Below are 19,826 nucleotides of genomic sequence, written 5' to 3'. Positions count from 1 at the left end.
GCGGTATGGCCCGACGGCAGTCGGTGACGTCGTAGCCTGCCGACGTGGCCGCCAAGAACACCCGTCGGGCGCGGGCCTCGCGCAAACGGCAGCGTCGGATGCAGCGCGTCGAGCACGACCTCGACGCAGCACAGTGGTCGGCACTCGTCGACGCGTGGGGCGGTTGCGCGTACTGCGGCGAGACCGACCGGCCGCTGCAGAAGGACTGCGTCATGGCGCTCTCCCGGGGCGGCCGCTACACGCTCGACAACATCGTGCCCGCGTGCCGGTCGTGCAACGCGAGCAAGTGCAACGACGAGGTCACGTCGTGGATGCGGCGCAAGCGACTCGACGAGCGCCGCTTCCTGGTTCGCTACGCGGAGATCGCTCGAGCGCTCGCAACCACGTTCGAGGCGTCCGATCCCGGCACCGACCATGGTGCCCTCTCCGTCGCCGGCCTCGAAGAGACCTGAAACCCACCCGCCGGCGCCTCCTCGACCACGCGACGATGGTCGACATGTCGATCATGATCGTGTTCCGCCGTGTCCGGCCGTCCGCTGCGACGGTCGTGGGGTTGGCACCGGCTCGCTGACCACGTCGCCCAGACCCTGGTCGAGCGGAGCGCCGTCGGACCGGGGGACATCGTGCTCGATCTGGGTGCGGGCGACGGTGTGATCACCCACCGGCTCGCTGCCACCGGAGCTCGTGTGATCGCGTTCGAACTCCATCCGGACCGGGCGGAACTGCTCCGCCGGACCTGCACGGGATCGAACGTCAAGGTGGTCCGCGCCGACGTCCGGGATCTCCGCCTGCCGACCCGCCCGTTCGGCGTGGTCGCAAATCCGCCGTTCGACGGCATCTCCGCGATCCTCGTGCGGCTCACGTCGCCCGGCAGCCGACTCGAGCGCGCCGATCTGGTCGTGCCCCGTTCGGTCGCCTCGGTGTGGCGACGACGGCTCGACCGTCCCGAGGGTCGGTGGGCGGTGTCGACGGTCACGCCGCTGCCACGGTCGGCGTTCCGCCCGCGGCCGCGCATCGACACGTGCATCATCACGATCGTCCGTCGGTCGCCGCTGCGGGCGCGCCGGCCACGACGGTGAGCCGCCTCAGGCGCCGGCGAGGGGCGAGGCCAGGCGACTCGTGACGGCGTCACGCACCTGCTGGTCGAACGAGCGCACGTGCGCTTCGACCGCGCGTGCGCCGGCATCGGCATCACCGGCGCGCAGGAGTTCGAGGATCCCGATGTGCTCGTCGACCGCGTGCCGGGTGTCGGCCACCTCGGCCAGGTACATGTGCCACACACGATCGCTGTGGGCGTACAGGTTGTCGAGCGTGTCGGTGAGGAACCGGTTCCCGGCGGCCGCCCAGATGATCTCGTGGCAACGTCGGTCGACGGCCAGGAGTTCGTCGGGTGCGACGCCTGGCCGGAGCGATTGTTCGATCAGGTCGCTCATCTCCGACCAGTGCTCGGCGGTGCCACGGCGACAGGCGAGTCGGGCGGCGTAGGGCTCCATGACGGCTCGCGTCTCGTACAGCGTCGACAGGTCGTCGACGTCGATCGACGACACGAACATCCCGCGCCTCGGCAGCACGGTGACGAACTGGTCGCGGGCGAGCCGCTGCAAGGCCTCACGGATCGGGGTCCGACCGATACCGAGCGCGGCCTGCAGTTCGTGCTCGTGCAGCACTGCTCCGGGCGCGAGGTCGAGCCGGACGATCATCCGGCGCACGCGTTCATAGGCCTGTGTACTCAGCGATTCGGTCGTGATACATTCATGATATATCAACCATCACGAGTTGTGCCTGACACAACCCGTGATCGAGTCTCGGGGGTCTCACGTGAGCGACACCGTTCCATCGACGGCGCGATGCGTCATCATCGGTGCCGGCATCGTCGGCAACTGCCTGGCCGGGCATCTCGCCCGCCTCGGCTGGACCGATCTGGTGCTGCTCGACAAGGGCCCACTGCCCAACCCCGGTGGTTCCACCGGTCATGCGTCGAACTTCATCTTCCCGGTCGACCACAACAAGGAGATGGCGTTACTCGGCGTGCAGTCGGCCGATCAGTACCGCGCCGCCGAACGATCGGTCGACTGCGGCGGCATCGAGGTCGCCCGCAGCCAGGAGCGCATGGACGAGTTCCAGCGGCGGATGACGTCGGCCGCGGCCTGGGGGGTCGACGCCGAGTTGCTCACCCCCGCCGAGGTCAAAGAGCTCGTGCCGTTCATCAACGACGACGTGATCCTCGGGGGGTTCTACTGCCCGAGCGTGTCGGTGGTCGATTCACTCGACACGGGCACCCTGTTCCGCAACGAGGCGATCGAACGAACGGGCATGCAGGTGTTCGCCAACACCGAGGTGCTCGACGTCGAGACCGACGACGAACCCGGGACGGGGCTCAGGAAGGTCACGGCGGTCGTCACCGACAGGGGACGGATCGAGGCCGAGTACGTCGTGATCGCCTGCGGCGTGTGGTCGAACCGGATCGCCAACATGGCCGGCGCCACGATCCCGCTGGTCCCCGCCGTGCACCAGATGGCCGACGTCGGCCCGATGGACGTGCTCGTCGAGACCAACAGCGAGATCGGGTACCCGATCGTCCGCGACATGGACACGTTCTGTTACGAGCGGCAGTCTGCCGGGTCGATGGAGGTCGGCTCCTACGCCCACCGCCCGATCCTCCACCACCCAGACGACATCCCCTCCAACGAGGAAGCCGCACTCTCCCCCACCGAGATGCCGTTCACCCAAGACGACTTCGACGACCAGATGGAGCAGGCGATCGAGTTGATGGACATGCTCGGCGACGCCGAGATCAAGTACGCGATCAACGGTCTGCTGTCCCTCACCCCCGATGCGATGCCATGCCTCGGCGAGACCGCCGAGGTGCGCAACCTGTGGTCGGCAGCTGCGGTCTGGGTGAAGGAGGGCCCCGGTATGGCACAGGTCGTCGCTGAATGGATGACGTACGGCTACCCGCGCGTGATCGACGCCCACGGTGCCGACATCGCCCGCTTCTACGACCAGGAACGCAACGACGAACACATCTGGGCCCGCGCCGAAGAGCACTTCAACAAGACGTACGGCATCGTGCATCCGGCCGAGCAGTGGGAGGGACGACGCAACCTCCAGGTGTCGCCGCTGTTCTCCCGCCAGGAGGCGCTCGGCGCGTTCTTCTTCCAGGCCCGCACCTGGGAGCGGCCGCAGTGGTACGAGAGCAACGCCGACCTGATCGAGCGCTACGACGTCGCCCAGCGCGAGGTCGAGTGGGACAACCGCTGGTGGAGCCCGATCACCGTCGGCGAACACCTCAACATGCGTTCCAACTGTGGCCTCGTCGACCTGTCCGCGTTCCAGATCTTCCAGCTCACCGGCCCGGGTGCCGTCGAGTTCGCCGACTACCTCTCGGTCAACAAGATCGGACCGGTCGGGCGCGCGACGTACACCCCGTGGCTGACGCCCGACGGCGGTTTCCATTCCGACCTCACGATGCAGCGGGTCGCCGACGACACGGTCAACGTCGTCACCGGCGTGTTCGACGGCGGTCGCGACCTGCACTGGATCCGTAAGCACATGCCGAAGGACGGATCGGTCACCGTGACCGACAAGACGCTCGAGTTCTCGACCCTCGGGCTGTGGGGCCCGAAGGCGCCGGCGGTGCTCGGCCGGTTGACCGACGCCGACCTGAGCCACGACGGTTCGCCGTACGGATCGATCGTCAAGGTCCGGATCGCGTGCGGCGACGAGACGATCGACGCAGCGCTGTTCCGGATCTCGTACGTCGGCGACACCGGCTGGGAGATCTACGTCGACTGGGACGACGCGCCGAAGCTGTGGGACGCGCTCATGGCGGCAGGGGCCGAGCACGGCATCCGCCCGACGGGAGGCGGCGTGTACGGAACCTCGGGCCGCCTCGAGAAGGGGTATCGCCTGCAGGGCGCCGAACTCGAGAGCGAATACAACCCGCTCGAGGCCGGCCTCGCTCGCCCCAAGGTCAAGGCAGCGGACTTCATCGGGAAAGAGGCCTACCTGGCCGCCCGCGAGCGTGGCGAGCCCGAGGTCCACATGTGCTCGCTCACCGTCGAGGACCAGACCGATGCGCAGGGTCGCACCCGCTGGATGCAGGGCGGCAACGAACCGATCTGCGATCTCGACGGCAACGTCATCTTCGACTCGCACGGCCGGGTCGCCCGGGTCACCTCGGCCGGCTTCGGCCCGTCGGTCGGCAAACACCTGCTGATGGCGTACCTCCCGGCCGCGTTCGCCGCCCCCGGTACCGATCTCCAGGTGATGTACATGAACGAACTGTTCCCGGTGAAGGTCGTCGGCACCGACGGCCCCTTCGACCCCGACAACACGAGGCTCAAGCCGTGACCGTCGACGCCGGACACCGTCCGCCACCTGGCGAGCCCGAACGGAGCGAACCGGGTTCGCTCCGTTCGCTCGTACGGCCGGGGAGTGCGTCGTGAGGGTGCTGGTCTGCGTGAAGCGGGTGCCCGCGCCGGGGGCCAAGATCAACGTCACCGCTGACGGCCGGCACGTCGACACGGCCAACCTCGGGTTCACGATGAGCCCCCACGAGGAGTGTGCGGTCGAGGCCGGCGCCCAGCTGGTCGAACAGCACGGTGGCGAGGCGACCGTGTTGACCCTCGGGCCCGTCGAGGCCGAGGAACAGGTTCGGTACGCCGTGAGCGTCGGCATGCAGCGCGGCGTGGTCCTGCCGATCACCGATGACGACTGGGATCCGCAGCGTACCGCACGGGCGATCACTGCCGCTGTCGGCGAACTCGAAGCCGCGGACGGTCCGTTCGACCTGCTCCTGTTCGGCAACGAGTCGGCCGATTCGGGCGGCTTCCAGGTCGGCATCCGCGTCGCCCACGCCCTCGGTCGCCCCATGGTCAACGGCGCCAAGGGCCTGACGGTCGCCGACGGCGTCGCTCACGTCGAGCGGGAGGCCGACGCCGGCCGCGAGGCGTACGAACTCCCGCTCCCGGCGGTGGTGGGGGTCAAGGAGGGTCTCAACCTGCCGCGCTACCCCACGATGCGCGGCCGCCTGGCGTCGAAAAAGGCGGAGGTCGCCACCATCGAGCCGACCGGTGAACCCGGCGGACTCGTCACGGACCGACTGCAATCGCCGCCCGAACGGGTGTCGCAGACCGTGGTGCTCGGTCACGGACCCGACGCCGCTCCCGCCGTCGTCGACGTGCTCGAAGAGATCGGCGTGCTGTGATGGGATCCGTCCTCGTCGTCGTCGAACACGACCGCGGATCGCCGGCACCCGCGACGCTCGAGGCGATGACCGCCGCCCGAACGCTGGCCGGGCAGACCGGCGTCGACGTCGAGGCGTTGACGATCGGCGCCGCGGCCGATGACATCGCCGCCGAACTCGGCGCGTACGGCGCAGCCGTCGTCCATCGGGTGCACCACGAACTGCTCGACGACTACGGCCCCGAGGCGTGGGGCGAGGTCATCGCCCAGGCCGTCGTGGCGCTCGGGCCATCGGTGGTGCTCGCCACGGGCACCGATCGCGGCAACGAGTTCATGGCACAGGCGGCGGCGCGGCTCGACGCACCGTTCTGCGCGAACGTCACCGAGTTCCGGCGCGGCGAGACCTTCGAGGTGACCCGCGTCCGCTGGGGCGGCTCGCTGCTGGAGTCGGCGACGGTCACCGCCGACGTCCACCTCGCCTCGGTCGCCCACCATTCGACCGATGCATCGCCTGCCGAGACCCCGAGCGCCGCAGCCCTCTCGACGCTGACGGTCACGCTCGATCCGTCCGTCGCACGAACCCGGATCGTGGCCCGAGTCGAACGCGAGGCCGGCGTGACGCTCGCGACCGCACCGGTCGTCGTCGGCGGCGGTCGTGGTGTCGGTTCGGCCGACGGTTTCGCTGCGCTCCAGGAACTGGCCGACGAACTCGGTGGCATCGTGGGCTGCTCGCGGGCGGTCACCAACAACGGGTGGCGCAACCACACCGATCAGGTCGGTCAGACCGGCACCCGCATCGCTCCCGACGTCTACTTCGCGTGCGGCATCTCCGGGGCGATCCAGCACTGGGTCGGGGCGATGGCGAGCAAGCACATCATCGCCGTCAACACCGACCCGCAGGCGAACATGGTCACCAAGGCGGGCTACGCGGTGATCGCCGACCTCCACGAGATGATTCCGGCGATCACCGAGGAGATCCGTCGCCGCCGGGCCGGCTGAGCCGGGGTACCGTTCGCGCATGACGACCACTGCGACGACATGGCTCGTGCGGCCGGTCCGCGACGACGAGTTCGGCGCGTGGACCCGGCTCTACCGGGGCTACGCCGAGTTCTACGAGACACCGACGTCCGACGAGCACCAGCGACAGATCTGGTCGTGGATCCACGAGGTCCGGTCGCTCGAGTGCCTCGTCGCCGCCCCGATCGACATCGATGGCAACGAGGTCGGCGAACCGCAGGCTCTCGCCCATCTCCGTGAGTGGGTGCGTCCGCTGCGTGGCGTGGTCGCGGGCTACCTCGACGATCTGTTCGTCGACCCGGACCACCGTGGTCACGGTGCGGTCGATGCCTTGTTCGTCGCCATGCGTCAACTCGCCCACGAACGCGGCTGGCCGATCATCCGGTGGACGACCGCCGACGACAACTACCGCGCCCGAGCCGTGTACGACCAACTCGCCACCCGCACGACCTGGATCACGTACGACATGGCTCCGGCAACCGACTGACCGTGGCGTCGCCGGAGCCGGGCGCAACCCACTCGCTTCCCTAGGATCGGGGCATGACGCCGACCGCCCGGGAACCGCACGCGTGACCGGTCTCCCCCACGTCGAACTCGGGATGTATCCCTTCGCCTCGGTGGCCTGGGCCTGGGACGAGATCTGGGCCGCGGTGCACGAACGCGCACCGTGGACACCCCCGTCGCTGACCCGGTCCGGCGACGTCCACGCCCGCTGGTACGACAACGCCTGCATCGTGACCCACGTCTGCGGGTGGCCGTTCGCCGCCCTGCACCGCAACGACATGCACGTGGTCGGGGCGTTCTCGCTCGACCTGCCCGACGCCGAGGGTCCCGGCCACTACCACTCGGTGCTGCTCAGCGCCGACGACCGTCCGCTGTCCGAGCTCGTGAGCCCCGACACCCACGCGGTCGCGAACTCCGCCGACAGCCTGTCCGGATGGCTCAGCCTGCGCGCCGCCACCGTCGGACCCGGCGCGGCGTGGCCGGGCACGGTCACGTTCACCTCCGCGCACCACGACAGCCTTCGGGCACTGGCGAAGGGCGAGGCCGACCTCGCGTCGATCGATTCCTGGAGTCTCTCGCTCATCTCGACCGAGGAACCCGGCCTGGTCCGCGGCCTCCATCGGGTCGGAGTGGGCCCCCGGATCCCCACCCCGGCGCTGACCGCACGCGCGTCGATCGGCGATCGGCTGGTCGACGAGCTGCGCGAGGCGTTCGACGATGCGCTCCGGTCACCGGCGACCACTTCGGCGCGCACGGCGCTGCACATCAGCGGGTTCGCCCGGCTCGGTCTCGACGACTACCTGGCCACGTTGCCGCTCGGCCCGACGCCGTAGTCGACGCGACGACGCACCGACGCGACGAAGCGCCGGCGGAGGCGGTTCCGGCGGCGCTTCGTTGGCGGTCTCTCGAGTTGTGGGCCGCTCGTTGCGGCTCACTCCGTTCATCGAACGATGACGGGCATCGCTTGAGCGGCTTTGCCGACTCCTCACATCAGTTCACGCGATCCGCAACGGACTTCACACCCAGCTGACCGGAGAGAGTCTTCGCGTGCCGTTCGAGCCTTCAGGCGTGGGGTGAGAACTCGGTGCTGTAGAAGGCGAGCACACCGGAGCAGGTCCCGACCGGCGCCGCCTCGATGCTGATCACGCCCTGCAGGGCGACGGCGCGGGGAACCCGATCGCGCTCGACCTCGATCGTCCCGGGGAAGATCGTCATCCACACCCGTCCGGTGCGAGCGACGCCGTCACACCCGGGCAACACCGTCGTCGAGTCGACGACGGCGTGGTACGCACCGTCGGCCCAGAACATGTCGCCGGACGCGAACTCCGGAATCGAGAACCGGGCGTTGTCGCCCGACGCCTTCGCGATCGTGAGATCGGCGAGCGCCGGCGTCGTAGCGCACGTGGCGAGACCGGCGCAGTAGACACGCGAGACGCTCACGTCGTAGACCCCGACGGCCGCATCGAGACCGAACGGCGAGTCGAACGTCATCGGGAACAGGGCCGCCAACGCGTCTCGTTCCGCGACGGCAGCGGTGGTCCGTTGGCGTTCGGTCACCAGGGCGGCGTCGAGTTGCTCCACCTTCGCGGTAGCCGCATCGCGCTCCTCTGCCACCGACGCGATCTGCGCCTCCAGCCCGGCCGCTTGCTCGGTCAGCGCGGCGATCTGCGCCTCGAGGTCGGCCGACTCGGCGTCGAGTGCGTCGTTCGCGGCCTCGACCTCGTCGAGTTGGCGGTGCAGGATCACGAGTTCGGCGTCGAGCGCAGCAACGTCGGCGTCGGCCTCGTTGCGAGCGGCCGTCAGCGAAGCGACCTCCTCGTGCAGCGACCGGACGGTCGCGGCGTCGTCGTCGCCGGACCTCGCCCCGATCGCCGCAGCGATCGTCGCGACGACGGTCGCGACGAGCAACAGCGCGACGAGCACCTTGGCGTCGGTCGGCCAGCGCGCGCCGGCGTGCCGGGTGGGCGATTCGGGCGCCGGCGGCACGGAGCCGCCCATCGAAGATGACGGCCCGTCGACGGCACCCGGCCGACTCCGGTGCAGCAGCCCCTTGGAAATGTTCATGATCCACCTCGGTGAGTATCGATCTCGACCTCCGTGGCCGATCGGAGGATTCGACGTCGCGAGATCGACATCGGTTCCCGGACGATCGACAACGCGGCCGGGCGCCACGTCGACCCGCCGCAGCGTCGTTCGCACAGGTGATCCCGACCGATCGGCGGCTGGGGTAGTGTCCGGAACGTTCGTACCGGGAATTTCGCCCGACGCTGGGGGCGTGGTGGTTGATCACATCGAATCTGGGGGCGGACCGAGGGCTCGTCGGCGAGGTCGCGATCGCCGCGGCACCGGTCAGCGATCGGCACTGCCCGAACAGCGCCCGTTCGCCCAGCCGCGACTCTTGCACGGCCCGACCGAGTTGGCCGACGCCGACCAGGTCGAAGCGATCCACCGGGCCTCGCTCCGGATCCTCGGCGAACTCGGCATGAACGTGCTCGACCCCGAGACACGCTCGCTGTTCGCCGAAGCCGGGGCGGCGGTCGACGGCACCATGGTCCGGTTCGACCCGGCGATGGTCGACGAACTGATCGTCACCGCTCCCGCCGAGTTCACGCTGCACGCTCGCCGCCCCGAGCACGACCTCCGGATCGGCGGCGACCACCTGGCGTTCGGGTCGGTCGCGAGCGCCCCGAACGTCGCCGACCTCGACGGCGGGAGGCGCACCGGCAACCGGCACGACTTCCGGAACCTGCTCCGGTTGGTCCAGTCGCTCAACTCGATCCACTTCACCGGCGGGTACCCGGTCGAGCCGGTCGACATCCACGGATCGGTGCGGCATCTCGAAGCCACCCTCGACCTGCTGACCCTCACCGACAAGGCGCTGCACGTCTACTCGCTCGGCCGGCAACGCAACCGCGACGCGATCGAGATGGTCCGCATCGCACGTGGCATCAGCGAGGCCGAACTCGACGAGCAGCCCAGTCTCTTCACGATCATCAACACGAACTCGCCGCTGACGCTCGACGTCCCGATGAGCCACGGGATCATCGAGATGTCGAGCCGAAATCAGGTGGTGTGCGTGACTCCGTTCACGCTCGCCGGAGCGATGGCGCCGATCACCCTCGCCGGCGCGCTCAGCCAACAGAACGCCGAGGCCCTCGTCGGTCTGATGCTCACCCAGATCGTCCGGCCCGGCAGTCCGTTCGTGTACGGGAGCTTCACGTCCAACGTCGACATGCAGTCAGGTGCCCCTGCGTTCGGGACCCCCGAGTACTGGCGCACGGCGATCATCGGTGGTCAACTCGCCCGCCGCTATCGCGTCCCCTACCGCAGCTCCAACACCTGCGCGGCCAATGCGGTCGACGCCCAGGCGGCGTACGAGTCGATGTTCTCGATCTCCGGAGCGATCGCCGGCGGGTGCAACCTGCTGATGCACGGGGCCGGCTGGATGGAGGGTGGCCTGCACGCGAGCTTCGAGAAGATGGTGATCGACGCCGACCTGCTCCACATGGTGTCGGCGTCACTCGACCCGTTCGTCGTCGACGACGAAACACTCGCGTTCGAGGCGATCGCCTCGGTCGGTCCCGGCGGGCACTTCTTCGGGACCGATCACACCCAGGCCCGTTTCCGCACCGAGTTCCATCGGCCGATGATCAGCGATTGGCGCAACTACGAGTCGTGGATCGAGGCCGGCTCCCCCGATGCGCCCCGGAAGGCCAACCAGCTCGTGAAGCAGCTGCTCGCCGACTACGAGCCGCCTCCGATCGCCGATGCCGTCCTGTCCGAACTGTCCGACTTCGTCGCCCGGCGCACCGCCGAGGGCGGCGTCCCCGTCGACTACTGAGCACGAAGGAACCAACGTGAAATCGTCTGCACAGGTCGTGGTGATCGGCGGCGGCGTCGTCGGCGCATCCGTGCTGTTCCACCTCACCGAGAACGGCTGGACCGACGTGCTCCTCGTCGAACGCAGGGAACTGACCGCCGGATCGACCTGGCACGCGGCGGGCGGTATGCACACCCTCAACGGCGATCCGAACGTCGCACAGCTCCAGCAGTACACCGTGCAGCTGTACCGGCAGATCGAGGAACGATCGGGCCAGAACTGCTCGATCCACCTGCCCGGCGGCATCACGCTCGCCTCCGACCGCGACCGGATGGACTGGCTCAGCATGGCGGTCGCCCGCGGTCGATACCTCGGCATGGACGACCTCGAGCTCATCTCCCCGAAAGAGGCACAGGAACTCTTCCCCCTGCTCGACACGCAGTACTTCCTCGGTGCCATGTGGGATCCGGTCGAGGGCCACGTCGATCCGACCGGTGTCACCAACGCATACGCGATCTGTGCCCGCCAGGCCGGCGCCGAGATCTCGAAGCAGAACTGGGTGAGTGCGCTCGAACAGCGCTCCGACGGCACCTGGACCGTCATCACCGAACGGGGCGAGATCCACGCCGAACACGTCGTCAACGCCGGCGGTCTCTGGGCCCGCGAAGTCGGCCGGATGGCGGGTCTCGAACTCCCGGTGCTCGCGATGCAGCACCACTATCTCGTCACCGAGCCGATGCCCGAGGTGCAAGCCCACATGGCGGCGACCGGACGCGAGATGCCGATGGCGATGGACTTCACGGGCGAGATCTACATCCGCCAGGAAGGCGACGGGATGCTGCTCGGCACGTACGAGCAGAACTCGCGAGCCTGGTCCGAGCACACCACGCCGTGGGATTTTGACATGGAACTGCTGCCGCCCGACCTCGACCGGATCGAGCCCGAGCTGAGCGTCGCATTCCGCCACTACCCGGCGATGGCGACCGCCGGCATCAAGACCATCGTCAACGGCCCCTTCACGTTCACACCCGACGGCAACCCGCTCGTCGGCCCCGTGCCCGGTCTCCGCAACTACTGGACCGCGTGCGGCGTCATGGCGGGCCTCTCGCAGGGCGGCGGCGTCGGGCTGGCGCTCGCGAACTGGATGACCGACGGCGACCCCGGCTTCGACATCTGGGGCATGGACGTCGCCCGGTTCGGGAGGTACGCGACGCGTCCCTACACGCGCGTGAAGGCCGAGGAGAACTACCGGCGGCGGTTCCGCATCACGTTCCCCAACGAAGAGCTCCCGGCAGGCCGAGACCTCCAGCACGTCCCGATCCACGACCGGCTCACCGAGCACAACGCCGTCTGGGGCGCCGACTTCGGTCTCGAGTCGCCGCTGTGGTTCCAGCGGCCCGGCGAGGAACCGGTCGAGAACGTCACCTTCCGGCGTTCCAACGCCTTCGACCTGGTCGGTGAAGAATCGCTCGCCGTGCGCGAAGGTGTCGGTCTCACGGAGATCTCGAACTTCTCGAAGTTCAAGGTGGTCGGCCCCGGCGCTGCCGAGTGGCTGCAGGGCCTGTTCACCAACCGCCTGCCGAAGGTCGGTCGCATCAACCTCACGGCGATGCTCAACCGGCACGGCCGGATCATGGGCGAGTTCTCCGTCGGCCGCTTCGGTGACGACGACTTCTTCCTCTTCAGTTCGCTCGGCGCGACCGAGAGCCACCATCGCTGGTTCCTGCAGCACATGCCGACCGACGCCCGGTTCACGCTCGAGGTCATGGGCCAGCGGATGGTCGGCCTGTCGCTCGCCGGCCCGCGCTCCCGCGAGGTACTGCAGGCCGTCACCGATTTCGACGTGTCGAACGACAACTTCCGCTTCATGGACTTCCGGTACTTCGACGTGGGCATGGCACCGTGCGGCGTCGGCCGGATGACCTACACGGGCGACCTCGGCTACGAACTCTGGATGGCGCCCGAGTACCAACGCCACGTCTTCGACGCGCTCATGGCCGCCGGCGAGCCACTCGGCCTCCGCCTGTTCGGTGTTCGTGCGCTCCTGACGATGCGCCTGGAGAAGATGTTCGGCACCTGGTTCCGCGAGTACCGCCCGATCTTCACCCCCATCGAGGCGCGCATGGACCGGTACGTGAAGTTCGATCACGACTTCATCGGCCGCACCGCGCTCGAGCGAGGTGCCGCTCCACGCCGACTCCTCTCCTACTTCGAGGTCGTGCCCGAACCCGACGACCCGGCGGATGTGATCGGCGACGAACCGATCTGGTACCGGAGCTCGGAGGGTTGGCGCGTCGTCGGCTGGGTGACGTCCGGCGGATACGCCCACTACAGCCGCCGCTCGCTCGCCCTCGGCTACGTCGACGCGGAGGTCGCTGACGATCCGGGCGACGGGGCGTTCGAGATCGAGATCATCGGCCGGCGGCGGCCGGCCACCCTGCTCCGCGAGCCGGTGCTCGACCCCGGTGGCCACCGGATGAGGAGCTGACGATGGCCCGCTTCGTGGATCTCGAACGTCGAGGCCGACTCCTCGATCAGGTCGTTGCACACCTCGCCCGACACGGACTCGCCAACGTGTCACTCCGCCCGATGGCCGCCGCCTTGGGGGTGAGTGTCAACTCGCTCGTGCACCACTTCGGCTCGAAGGACGACCTGATCATCGCCGCGTTGCGCCGCGCCGGAGCGGTGCAGCAGGAGGTCGAGCGCCGCTGGCTCGAACGACAGCCCCGGATGTCCCAAGCCGACCTGTTGCGCTCGTGGTGGCGGTGGATCACCGCGTCACCGCAGAACCTCGCGATCGTCCGGCTCGGGATCGAGGCCGCCGCCATGGAGGCGACGTTGAGCGGCCTCCCCAAGCAGGTGCGTAGCGAACAGGTCGGGCTCTGGCGGTCCAACATCGAGACCCGCCTCGTCGACGAAGGCGTGCCGCGCGACGCGGCGGTCACCGAGGCCTCGTTGGCGAAGGCGATGTTCACCGGCCTCGTCGTCGATCTCCTCGCGACCGGCCAGAAGGCCCGACTCACCCGGGCGCTCGAGGTGGGGCTCGCTCGTCTCGAACAGGTCGTCTGGACGAGCGCCGGCCTGACCGAGCCGAACTTCCCGGCCGCGCCGCGCCAACGCGATCGTCCGAACTGACCGGTCCGGTCAGCGTTCGACCGACGCCTCGAGCTGCGCCATGGCGATCGGTGCGAGCACCAGATCTTGGAACGATCGAGCATCGACGGCAGGACTCCACAGGAACCCCTGACCGACGCGGCAGCCGAGGCGGGCGAGGATCTCTCGCTGTTCGTCGGTCTCGATCCCCTCGGCGACGACGTCGATACCCATCTCGTTCGACATCCCGATCAGCGCAGACACCAGAGCAGCCGACCGACCGTCGCCGCCCAACCCCTCGACGAAGAGTCGGTCGATCTTGATCATGTGGATCGGCAGTTCGACGATGCGGGACAGTGGGCTGTATCCGGTGCCGAAGTCGTCGGCGGCCAGCTTGACGCCGCGGCTCGCCAGCGTCGCGAACTCCTTACGGAGCGTGTCGCCGGTCCGAGCGAGGAAGGTCTCGGTGAGTTCGAGCACGAGGAACTCGGGCGGGTAGCCGTGACGTTCGAGCGTCGACATCACGAGGTCGGCGAAACCGTCGCATTCGAACTGGCTCCCCGACACGTTGACGTGGACCGCCGGCGCTGCCGCCGGACCGACCGTGTCGAGCCACTCGGTCGCCTGCCTGAGCGACTCGTCGAGGATCCATGCCCCGAGTTCCCGCATCAGGCCGGTCTGCTCGACGAGCGGCAGCCATTCGCTCGGCGGTCGCAGCACTCCGCTCGGCAGCCGCCACCGGACCAGGGCCTCCGCGGCGGTCACCCGACCGGTCGCGAGTTCGACCACCGGCTGCATGAAGACCTGGAGCTCCTTGCGCGCCATCGCGAGCCGGAGCTCGGCGACGGTGCGGACACGCTTGGCGGCACCGTCGCGCAGCTCGGGTGAGTACAGCGTGATCGTCCTGGCGCCCTCGCGCTTGGCCGCATTCACGGCCAGGTCGGCCTCGGCGAGCAACTGCTCGGCGTCGATCCCCGGCTCTCCGAGCGCGACCCCGAGGCTGAGGTTCACCTCGTAGTCGAGCGCCTGCAGATGGATCGGCATCTCGGTCACCTGGAAGACGCATTCGGCGACCTCGATCGCGGCGGCTGCCGATTCGATCACCGGGCTCACGATCACGAACCGGTCACCACCCACGCGCGCGACCGTGTCGCCGTCCCGTGCCATCGCTCGCAGCCGCGAGGCGAAGGCGGTCAGGACCTGGTCACCGGTGACGTGACCGAAGACCTCGTTCACCGAGGCGAATCCACGGATGTCGATCGCGACGACCGCCACGCGCGATTCGACCCGTGTCGACCGATCGATCTCGTCGGCGAGCGTCGCCCGCACGGCGGTCATGTTGGGCAGTCTCGTCAGTTGATCGATGATCGCCGCTTCACGGAGGCGGCGGTCGGCGTCGCGACGCTCGGTCGTCTCGACGATCTGCAGCGAGACGGTGGCGTCGTCGGCGGCTCCCGAGAGACGGCTCATCGACACGCTGAACCACCGCCGGCCGTCGGTACCGCGCATCTCGGCGCGCGTGCCGTCGCCGGGGGCGAGTCGGGCGACGACGTCGACCATCGAGGTGCCGGACTCGTCGGAGAGCATGTGGGTGCAGGCGTCGCCGATGCCCAACCCGAAGCAGGTCCGCGCCGCGCCATTCGCCTCGGCGACGCGCAACATGCCGCCCTCCACCCGGACGAGCATCATCGCGACGACCGCCTCGGAGAAGCCTGCACGGTAGATCGACTCGCTCGCTCGCGATCGCTGGAGCGCTCGCTCGCGATCGGCGAGCATCGCACCGACCGTGATGACCATCACCGAGCAGGCGATGATGAACAGCTGCAACGGCACGAGCCACTCGTCGACCTCGACCCGGTCGGTCGAGGCCCACGCCGTCAGTGTGGTGGCGACGATCCCGACGGCCAGCAACTGTGCGGTGCCCGAGCGGATCCCGAGACGGACGACGCTCCACAGCAGGAGCGGGATGAGCAGGAACGAGTACTCCTGACGGTCGGCCACGGCGAAGATCAGCATCGTCGCCGCAGCGATACACGACCAGATCAGCACGTACTCGACCGAGTTGCGCACGAGTCGCGACGGACGGGAGAGCGCGAAGGGGGCGATCAGGCAGATCGCGGTCGCGTGCGAGGGGACGACGGACACCAGCACGTCGATCGGGTCGCCGGTCGTGAAGGCGTGGACCGTCAGCGCCGCGACGAGCCCGATCGTCGACACGCCGGCGACCACACCCGTGACGAATCGACCGACGTCGCCGAGACTGTCGAGGACGGCCCCGCGACGACCGGCGATGACGGCCGCGGCCACACCGGCCTCGAGCGTGTTGCCCACGGCGAATCCGAGCGCCACGGCCCACGGCCGTCCACCGGTCAGGTTGGCGATCACGGATGCGGTCGCGAGCGCGGCGAGGAGCCACCAGCGGTCACGCCGGTACTTCGCCACCACAGCGACGGCGACACCCGCCGCAGGCCACCAGGCAGCGACGTGGCCGTCGGGTCCGAGTGCCACGGCCAGGTGGCCGAGGATCAAAATTCCTGCCGCGAACGACACGATGGCGAGGCTTCTCGCGCGCAGTGTTGGTTCCGACATCGCATCTCCATCGGCAGCGACCGAGCCGGCGTGAACAGTCCGAACGAGATACCGCTCGTGATAACGGGAGAACACCCGAACGACACGGTCCGGAGGCCCGAGTCGGGCCCCCGGGAGGTCGGTTCACGTCGCCCGGCAGGGTGATGCGCATCACCCGGCGGGTCGGTCGCCGGGCTGCTCGGAGGCTCGTCGTGCCCGGTGATCGACGCGACCGTGTCGATGCATCGTCGTCGACACCGCCTGCTCGCGCAGCCAACGCGGCAGTTCGATCTCCGGGGCGGCGACCGGGTCGGCGTCGTCGACGGTCACACCCGCCCGATGACACGCTGCGACGACGTCGGATTCGACCGCCAGCCCGACGGAGCGATACCGGTCGACGGCGAGGTCCGGCACCCGCGCGGCGAACTCCTGCTCCGACTCGTCCGCTGCCTCACTGCTCACCAGACGGCATCCGACGGTTCCGGCGGCCGTGGCGACCAGGGACCGCTGGCGGGCCGTCGCCATCGGTCCGAATCGGACCGCGACCCCGCCCCGCAGCGGGCGATATCGGAACACGTTCCGCTCGACGGTCAGCCCGGTGAGGTCGCGCTCGGCGCGGCCGATCGTTCGCCACCACGTGGCGAATGCGGCCTCGACCGTCTCGATCGCCACGGTGGGGTCATCACTCCATCCGGCGAGGGTCGCGACGTAGTTCGGGCCGCCCGCCTTCGCGGTCGGGCCGACGACCGATCGCTTCCAACCTCCGAACGGCTGCCGCTGCACGATCGCGCCGGTGATCCCCCGGTTGACGTACAGGTTGCCGGCCTCGACCTGCTCGACCCAGGTGGAGATCTCGGCCGGGTCGAGCGAGTGCAACCCGGCGGTCAACCCGAACTCCGTGCCGTTCTGGAGCACGATCGCGTGGTCGAGATCGTCGGCGCGCATGATGCCGAGCACGGGGCCGAAGCACTCGGTGCGCGCGAACCACGAACCCGGACGCACACCGACCCGGACGCCAGGCGTCCACGACCGCCGATCGTCCGAGCGAAGCTCGGGACGGAGCAGCCAGCGCTCACCGGGGTCGAGTTCGGTCAGCGCGCGCTCGAGCGCCGGTCCCGGCGGTTCGATGAGCGGACCGACATCGGTGGCGACGTCATCGGCCGGCCCCACCCGCAAGGTCGCCGCGGCGTCACGAATGCGCTCGAGGAAGCGTGGATCGTCGTACAGCGGCGCTTCGACGATCGCGAGGCTGGCGGCCGAACACTTCTGCCCGGCATGCCCGAACGCCGACGCCACGAGATCGGCGACCGCCTCGTCGAGATCGGCGGCAGCGGTGATCACGAGCGCGTTCTTACCGCTCGTCTCGGCGTGCAGGCGCAGGTCCGGCCGCCACGAGTGGAACAGTTCGGCGGTGGCGTACGCGCCGGTCAGGATGACCGCAGCGACGTCCGGGTGGGTGACGAGCCGTCGTCCGGCGTCGTCGTCGGCGGCCGGGAGGAACTGCACGACGTCGTCGGGCACCCCCGCCGCCCAGCAGAGTTCGACGATCGCCCTGGCGGTCTCACGGGTCTGGGGTGCCGGTTTGAGGATGGCGGTGTTGCCGGCGGCCAGCGCCGCCAGCACACCACCTGCCGGGATCGCGAAGGGGAAGTTCCACGGCGGCGTCACGACGATCGGACCGCGCGGCGCAGCGGTCGCCCCGTCGACGGCGACGATGCGGCGGGCATCGCGGGCGTAGTAGCGAGCGAAGTCGACGGCCTCCGACACCTCGGGGTCGCCCTGGGTCACGATCTTTCCGGCCTCGGCGGCCATGATCGCCAGCACTCGGCCGCGGGCCGCTTCGAACTCATCGGCGACCCGCTCGAGGAGGTCGGCCCGGGCGGCGGGGGCGGTGGCCGCCCAGCGGGCGTGAGCGGCGAGCGAGCGCTCGACCGTGGCGTCGACGTGCGCCGTGGTCACGACCTCGATCGCGCGGCCGCCGGAACCTCCGTGGTCGGCCGCGAGTGCGTCGGCGATCCACGCCCGGTTGGCCGCGCTGGTCCAGTCGGTGTCGGGAGCATTGACGAACGCACCCGACGAGGCTCCGGTGGTCCCCCGTGGTGCGAGACGTGCCCGGTCGCCGCGCCGGCGACTGACGTGCGAGACCAAATGCCGCTCGTGCACCGAAGCGGCGAACCTCGCCGCTTCGGCAGCGAAGACCTCGCTGTCGCGCGCGAGTTCCATGATGTGCGCGAGGAAGTTGTCGGGCGCGGTGTTCTCGTCGAGCCGACGCACGAGATAGGCGAGCGCCGCAGCGAAATCGTCGCTGCCGACGATCGGCGAGTAGAGCAGCAGGTCGCCGGTGGCCGCACGCACCACCGCCGACTGCGACGGTGACATGCCTTCGAGCATCTCGAATTCGATCGTGGCGGGTCGCCCGGCGGCGAGCTGCTCGTCTCGCAGGCCGAGCGCCCAGGCGACGTCGAAGAGGTTGTGACTCGCCACGCCGATCCGAACGGCGTCGTCGAACCGAGGCGCACGGAGGATGTCGAGCACGGCCTTGTAGTTGGCGTCCACCTCGGCCTTGGTCCCGTACGGCGCCGCCGGCCACCCGGCGAGTTCGGCGGCGGCGTGTTCCATCGCCAGGTTCGCACCCTTGACGATGCGGATCTTGATCCGTCCGCCGCCTCGTTCCCGCCGTTCGAGCGCCCACGTGGCGAGGTCGAGCGCGGCAGCAGCCGAGTCCGGCAGATAGGCCTGCAGGACGATGCCGGCATCGAGCTCGACGAACTCGTCGTCGAGCAGCTCACGGAAGACGGCGATCGTCAGATCCAGGTCCCGGTACTCCTCCATGTCGAGGTTGACGAACTTCGGCGGATCGAACGACGCCGCACAGCGATACAGCGGCCGCAGCCGCTCGACCACCCGCTCGACCGTGTCGTCGAACGCGACGGGACTGATCGACGCGCAGACCGCCGAGATCTTGACCGAGACGTAGTCCACGTCGGGTCGCCGGAGCCGCTCGGTCACCATCGCCAACCGACGACGAGCCTCGCCGTCGCCGACGATCGCCTCGCCGAGCACGTTGACGTTGCTCCGGATCCCCTCCTCCGTGCGACGGCGGAGATGATCGGCCAGTCCGGGGTCGTCGGCCGGCAGGATCACGCCGTCGGCCTCCGCCCGCAGGCGACGATGCACGAGCGGCATCACGACCCGAGGAGCGATCGGCGCGACCCTGGCGCCGACACGCAGCAGGAGCCGGTCGGCGAGCGGCATCGCGCTCAGGTCGGCGTCGTGGACGAGCTCGGCGAAGCGACGAGCGGCCCGCGACGCGAGCGACATCCGGCTGACCTCGTCGGTCAACCTGACCGTGAAGTCGGCGGCACTCGGTGCTTCGACCAGCGCGGCGAGCCGACGGCGACGTCGCCGCTGCGAGCGCGGACTGCGTTCGTCGAGCAGTGCAGCGTCGTCGACCCACCGGCGGGCCAGCGCCACGGCGGTCTCGACGCGCTGTTCGTCGTCGGCCCGGGCACCGTCGGACGACGCATCGCCGTCCGGGCCGATGCCGTCATCACCAGGCGCTCGTTGGCTGCTCACGAGTTCCAGTCAACGTCGTCCGGCGTCCGGCCGCTAGCACGAACGCACGACGACTACGCTC

General features: G+C 69.3%; 14 protein-coding genes. 10 read left to right on the top strand and 4 right to left on the bottom strand.

Annotated elements, in window-relative coordinates; all coding sequences use genetic code 11:
* Positions 1-44 precede the first annotated feature (44 nt).
* Positions 45-452: an HNH endonuclease signature motif containing protein gene (locus R8G01_21290; protein MDW3216541.1), complete on the top strand. Its 408-nt coding sequence runs from the start codon at positions 45-47 to the stop codon at positions 450-452.
* A gap of 69 nt (positions 453-521) precedes the next feature.
* Positions 522-1,079 (top strand): rRNA adenine N-6-methyltransferase family protein, encoded by a 558-nt coding sequence (locus R8G01_21285; protein ID MDW3216540.1) that lies wholly within the window; start codon positions 522-524, stop codon positions 1,077-1,079.
* 6 nt (positions 1,080-1,085) lie between these two features.
* On the opposite strand, the gene R8G01_21280 is transcribed toward R8G01_21285, so the two are convergent.
* Positions 1,086-1,766, bottom strand: a complete 681-nt coding sequence (locus tag R8G01_21280) for a GntR family transcriptional regulator (GenBank protein ID MDW3216539.1) — start codon at positions 1,764-1,766, stop codon at positions 1,086-1,088.
* 52 nt (positions 1,767-1,818) lie between these two features.
* On the opposite strand from R8G01_21280, the gene R8G01_21275 reads away from it, so the two are divergent.
* The 5 genes from R8G01_21275 to R8G01_21255 all read left to right on the top strand — a co-directional run bounded on the left by R8G01_21275 (position 1,819) and on the right by R8G01_21255 (position 7,541).
* Positions 1,819-4,353: an FAD-dependent oxidoreductase gene (locus R8G01_21275; protein ID MDW3216538.1), complete on the top strand. Its 2,535-nt coding sequence runs from the start codon at positions 1,819-1,821 to the stop codon at positions 4,351-4,353.
* Positions 4,354-4,462: 109 nt separating this feature from the next.
* Complete coding sequence (locus tag R8G01_21270) at positions 4,463-5,209, top strand: hypothetical protein (GenBank protein ID MDW3216537.1); 747 nt, start codon at positions 4,463-4,465, stop codon at positions 5,207-5,209.
* Entirely contained in the window at positions 5,209-6,186 is a 978-nt protein-coding gene (locus tag R8G01_21265) for an electron transfer flavoprotein subunit alpha/FixB family protein (GenBank protein ID MDW3216536.1), read from the top strand. The genes R8G01_21270 and R8G01_21265 overlap by 1 nt, the downstream gene beginning before the upstream one ends.
* Positions 6,187-6,205: 19 nt before the next feature.
* Complete coding sequence (locus R8G01_21260; protein ID MDW3216535.1) at positions 6,206-6,691, top strand: GNAT family N-acetyltransferase; 486 nt, start codon at positions 6,206-6,208, stop codon at positions 6,689-6,691.
* Positions 6,692-6,773: 82 nt separating this feature from the next.
* Entirely contained in the window at positions 6,774-7,541 is a 768-nt protein-coding gene (locus tag R8G01_21255; GenBank protein MDW3216534.1) for a PhnD/SsuA/transferrin family substrate-binding protein, read from the top strand.
* Positions 7,542-7,770: 229 nt separating this feature from the next.
* Here R8G01_21255 and R8G01_21250 read toward each other — a convergent pair whose 3' ends face one another.
* Positions 7,771-8,772, bottom strand: coding sequence for a hypothetical protein (locus tag R8G01_21250; GenBank protein MDW3216533.1), 1,002 nt, complete (start codon positions 8,770-8,772; stop codon positions 7,771-7,773).
* On the opposite strand from R8G01_21250, the gene R8G01_21245 reads away from it, so the two are divergent.
* The 3 genes from R8G01_21245 to R8G01_21235 are packed head-to-tail and all read left to right on the top strand — an operon-like array spanning position 8,765 to position 13,663.
* A complete protein-coding gene (locus tag R8G01_21245; protein ID MDW3216532.1) occupies positions 8,765-10,549 on the top strand; it encodes a trimethylamine methyltransferase family protein in 1,785 nt (594 codons plus the stop codon). The genes R8G01_21250 and R8G01_21245 overlap by 8 nt on opposite strands.
* Positions 10,550-10,565: 16 nt before the next feature.
* On the top strand, positions 10,566-13,016 hold the full coding sequence (locus R8G01_21240) for an FAD-dependent oxidoreductase (protein ID MDW3216531.1): 2,451 nt from the start codon (positions 10,566-10,568) through the stop codon (positions 13,014-13,016).
* Positions 13,017-13,018: 2 nt separating this feature from the next.
* On the top strand, positions 13,019-13,663 hold the full coding sequence (locus tag R8G01_21235; protein MDW3216530.1) for a TetR/AcrR family transcriptional regulator: 645 nt from the start codon (positions 13,019-13,021) through the stop codon (positions 13,661-13,663).
* Between the two features lie 9 nt (positions 13,664-13,672).
* Here R8G01_21235 and R8G01_21230 read toward each other — a convergent pair whose 3' ends face one another.
* Entirely contained in the window at positions 13,673-16,210 is a 2,538-nt protein-coding gene (locus tag R8G01_21230) for an EAL domain-containing protein (protein MDW3216529.1), read from the bottom strand.
* A 150-nt stretch (positions 16,211-16,360) separates the two neighbouring features.
* Positions 16,361-19,765, bottom strand: coding sequence for a proline dehydrogenase family protein (locus R8G01_21225; GenBank protein ID MDW3216528.1), 3,405 nt, complete (start codon positions 19,763-19,765; stop codon positions 16,361-16,363).
* Positions 19,766-19,826: the final 61 nt, after the last annotated feature.

It is taken from the genome of Ilumatobacteraceae bacterium (assembly GCA_033344875.1).
In the GTDB taxonomy this organism is placed as follows: Bacteria; Actinomycetota; Acidimicrobiia; order Acidimicrobiales; family Ilumatobacteraceae; genus Ilumatobacter.
Note: the sequence above shows the minus strand (reverse complement) of the source record. Positions and strands in the feature narration are given on the sequence as shown.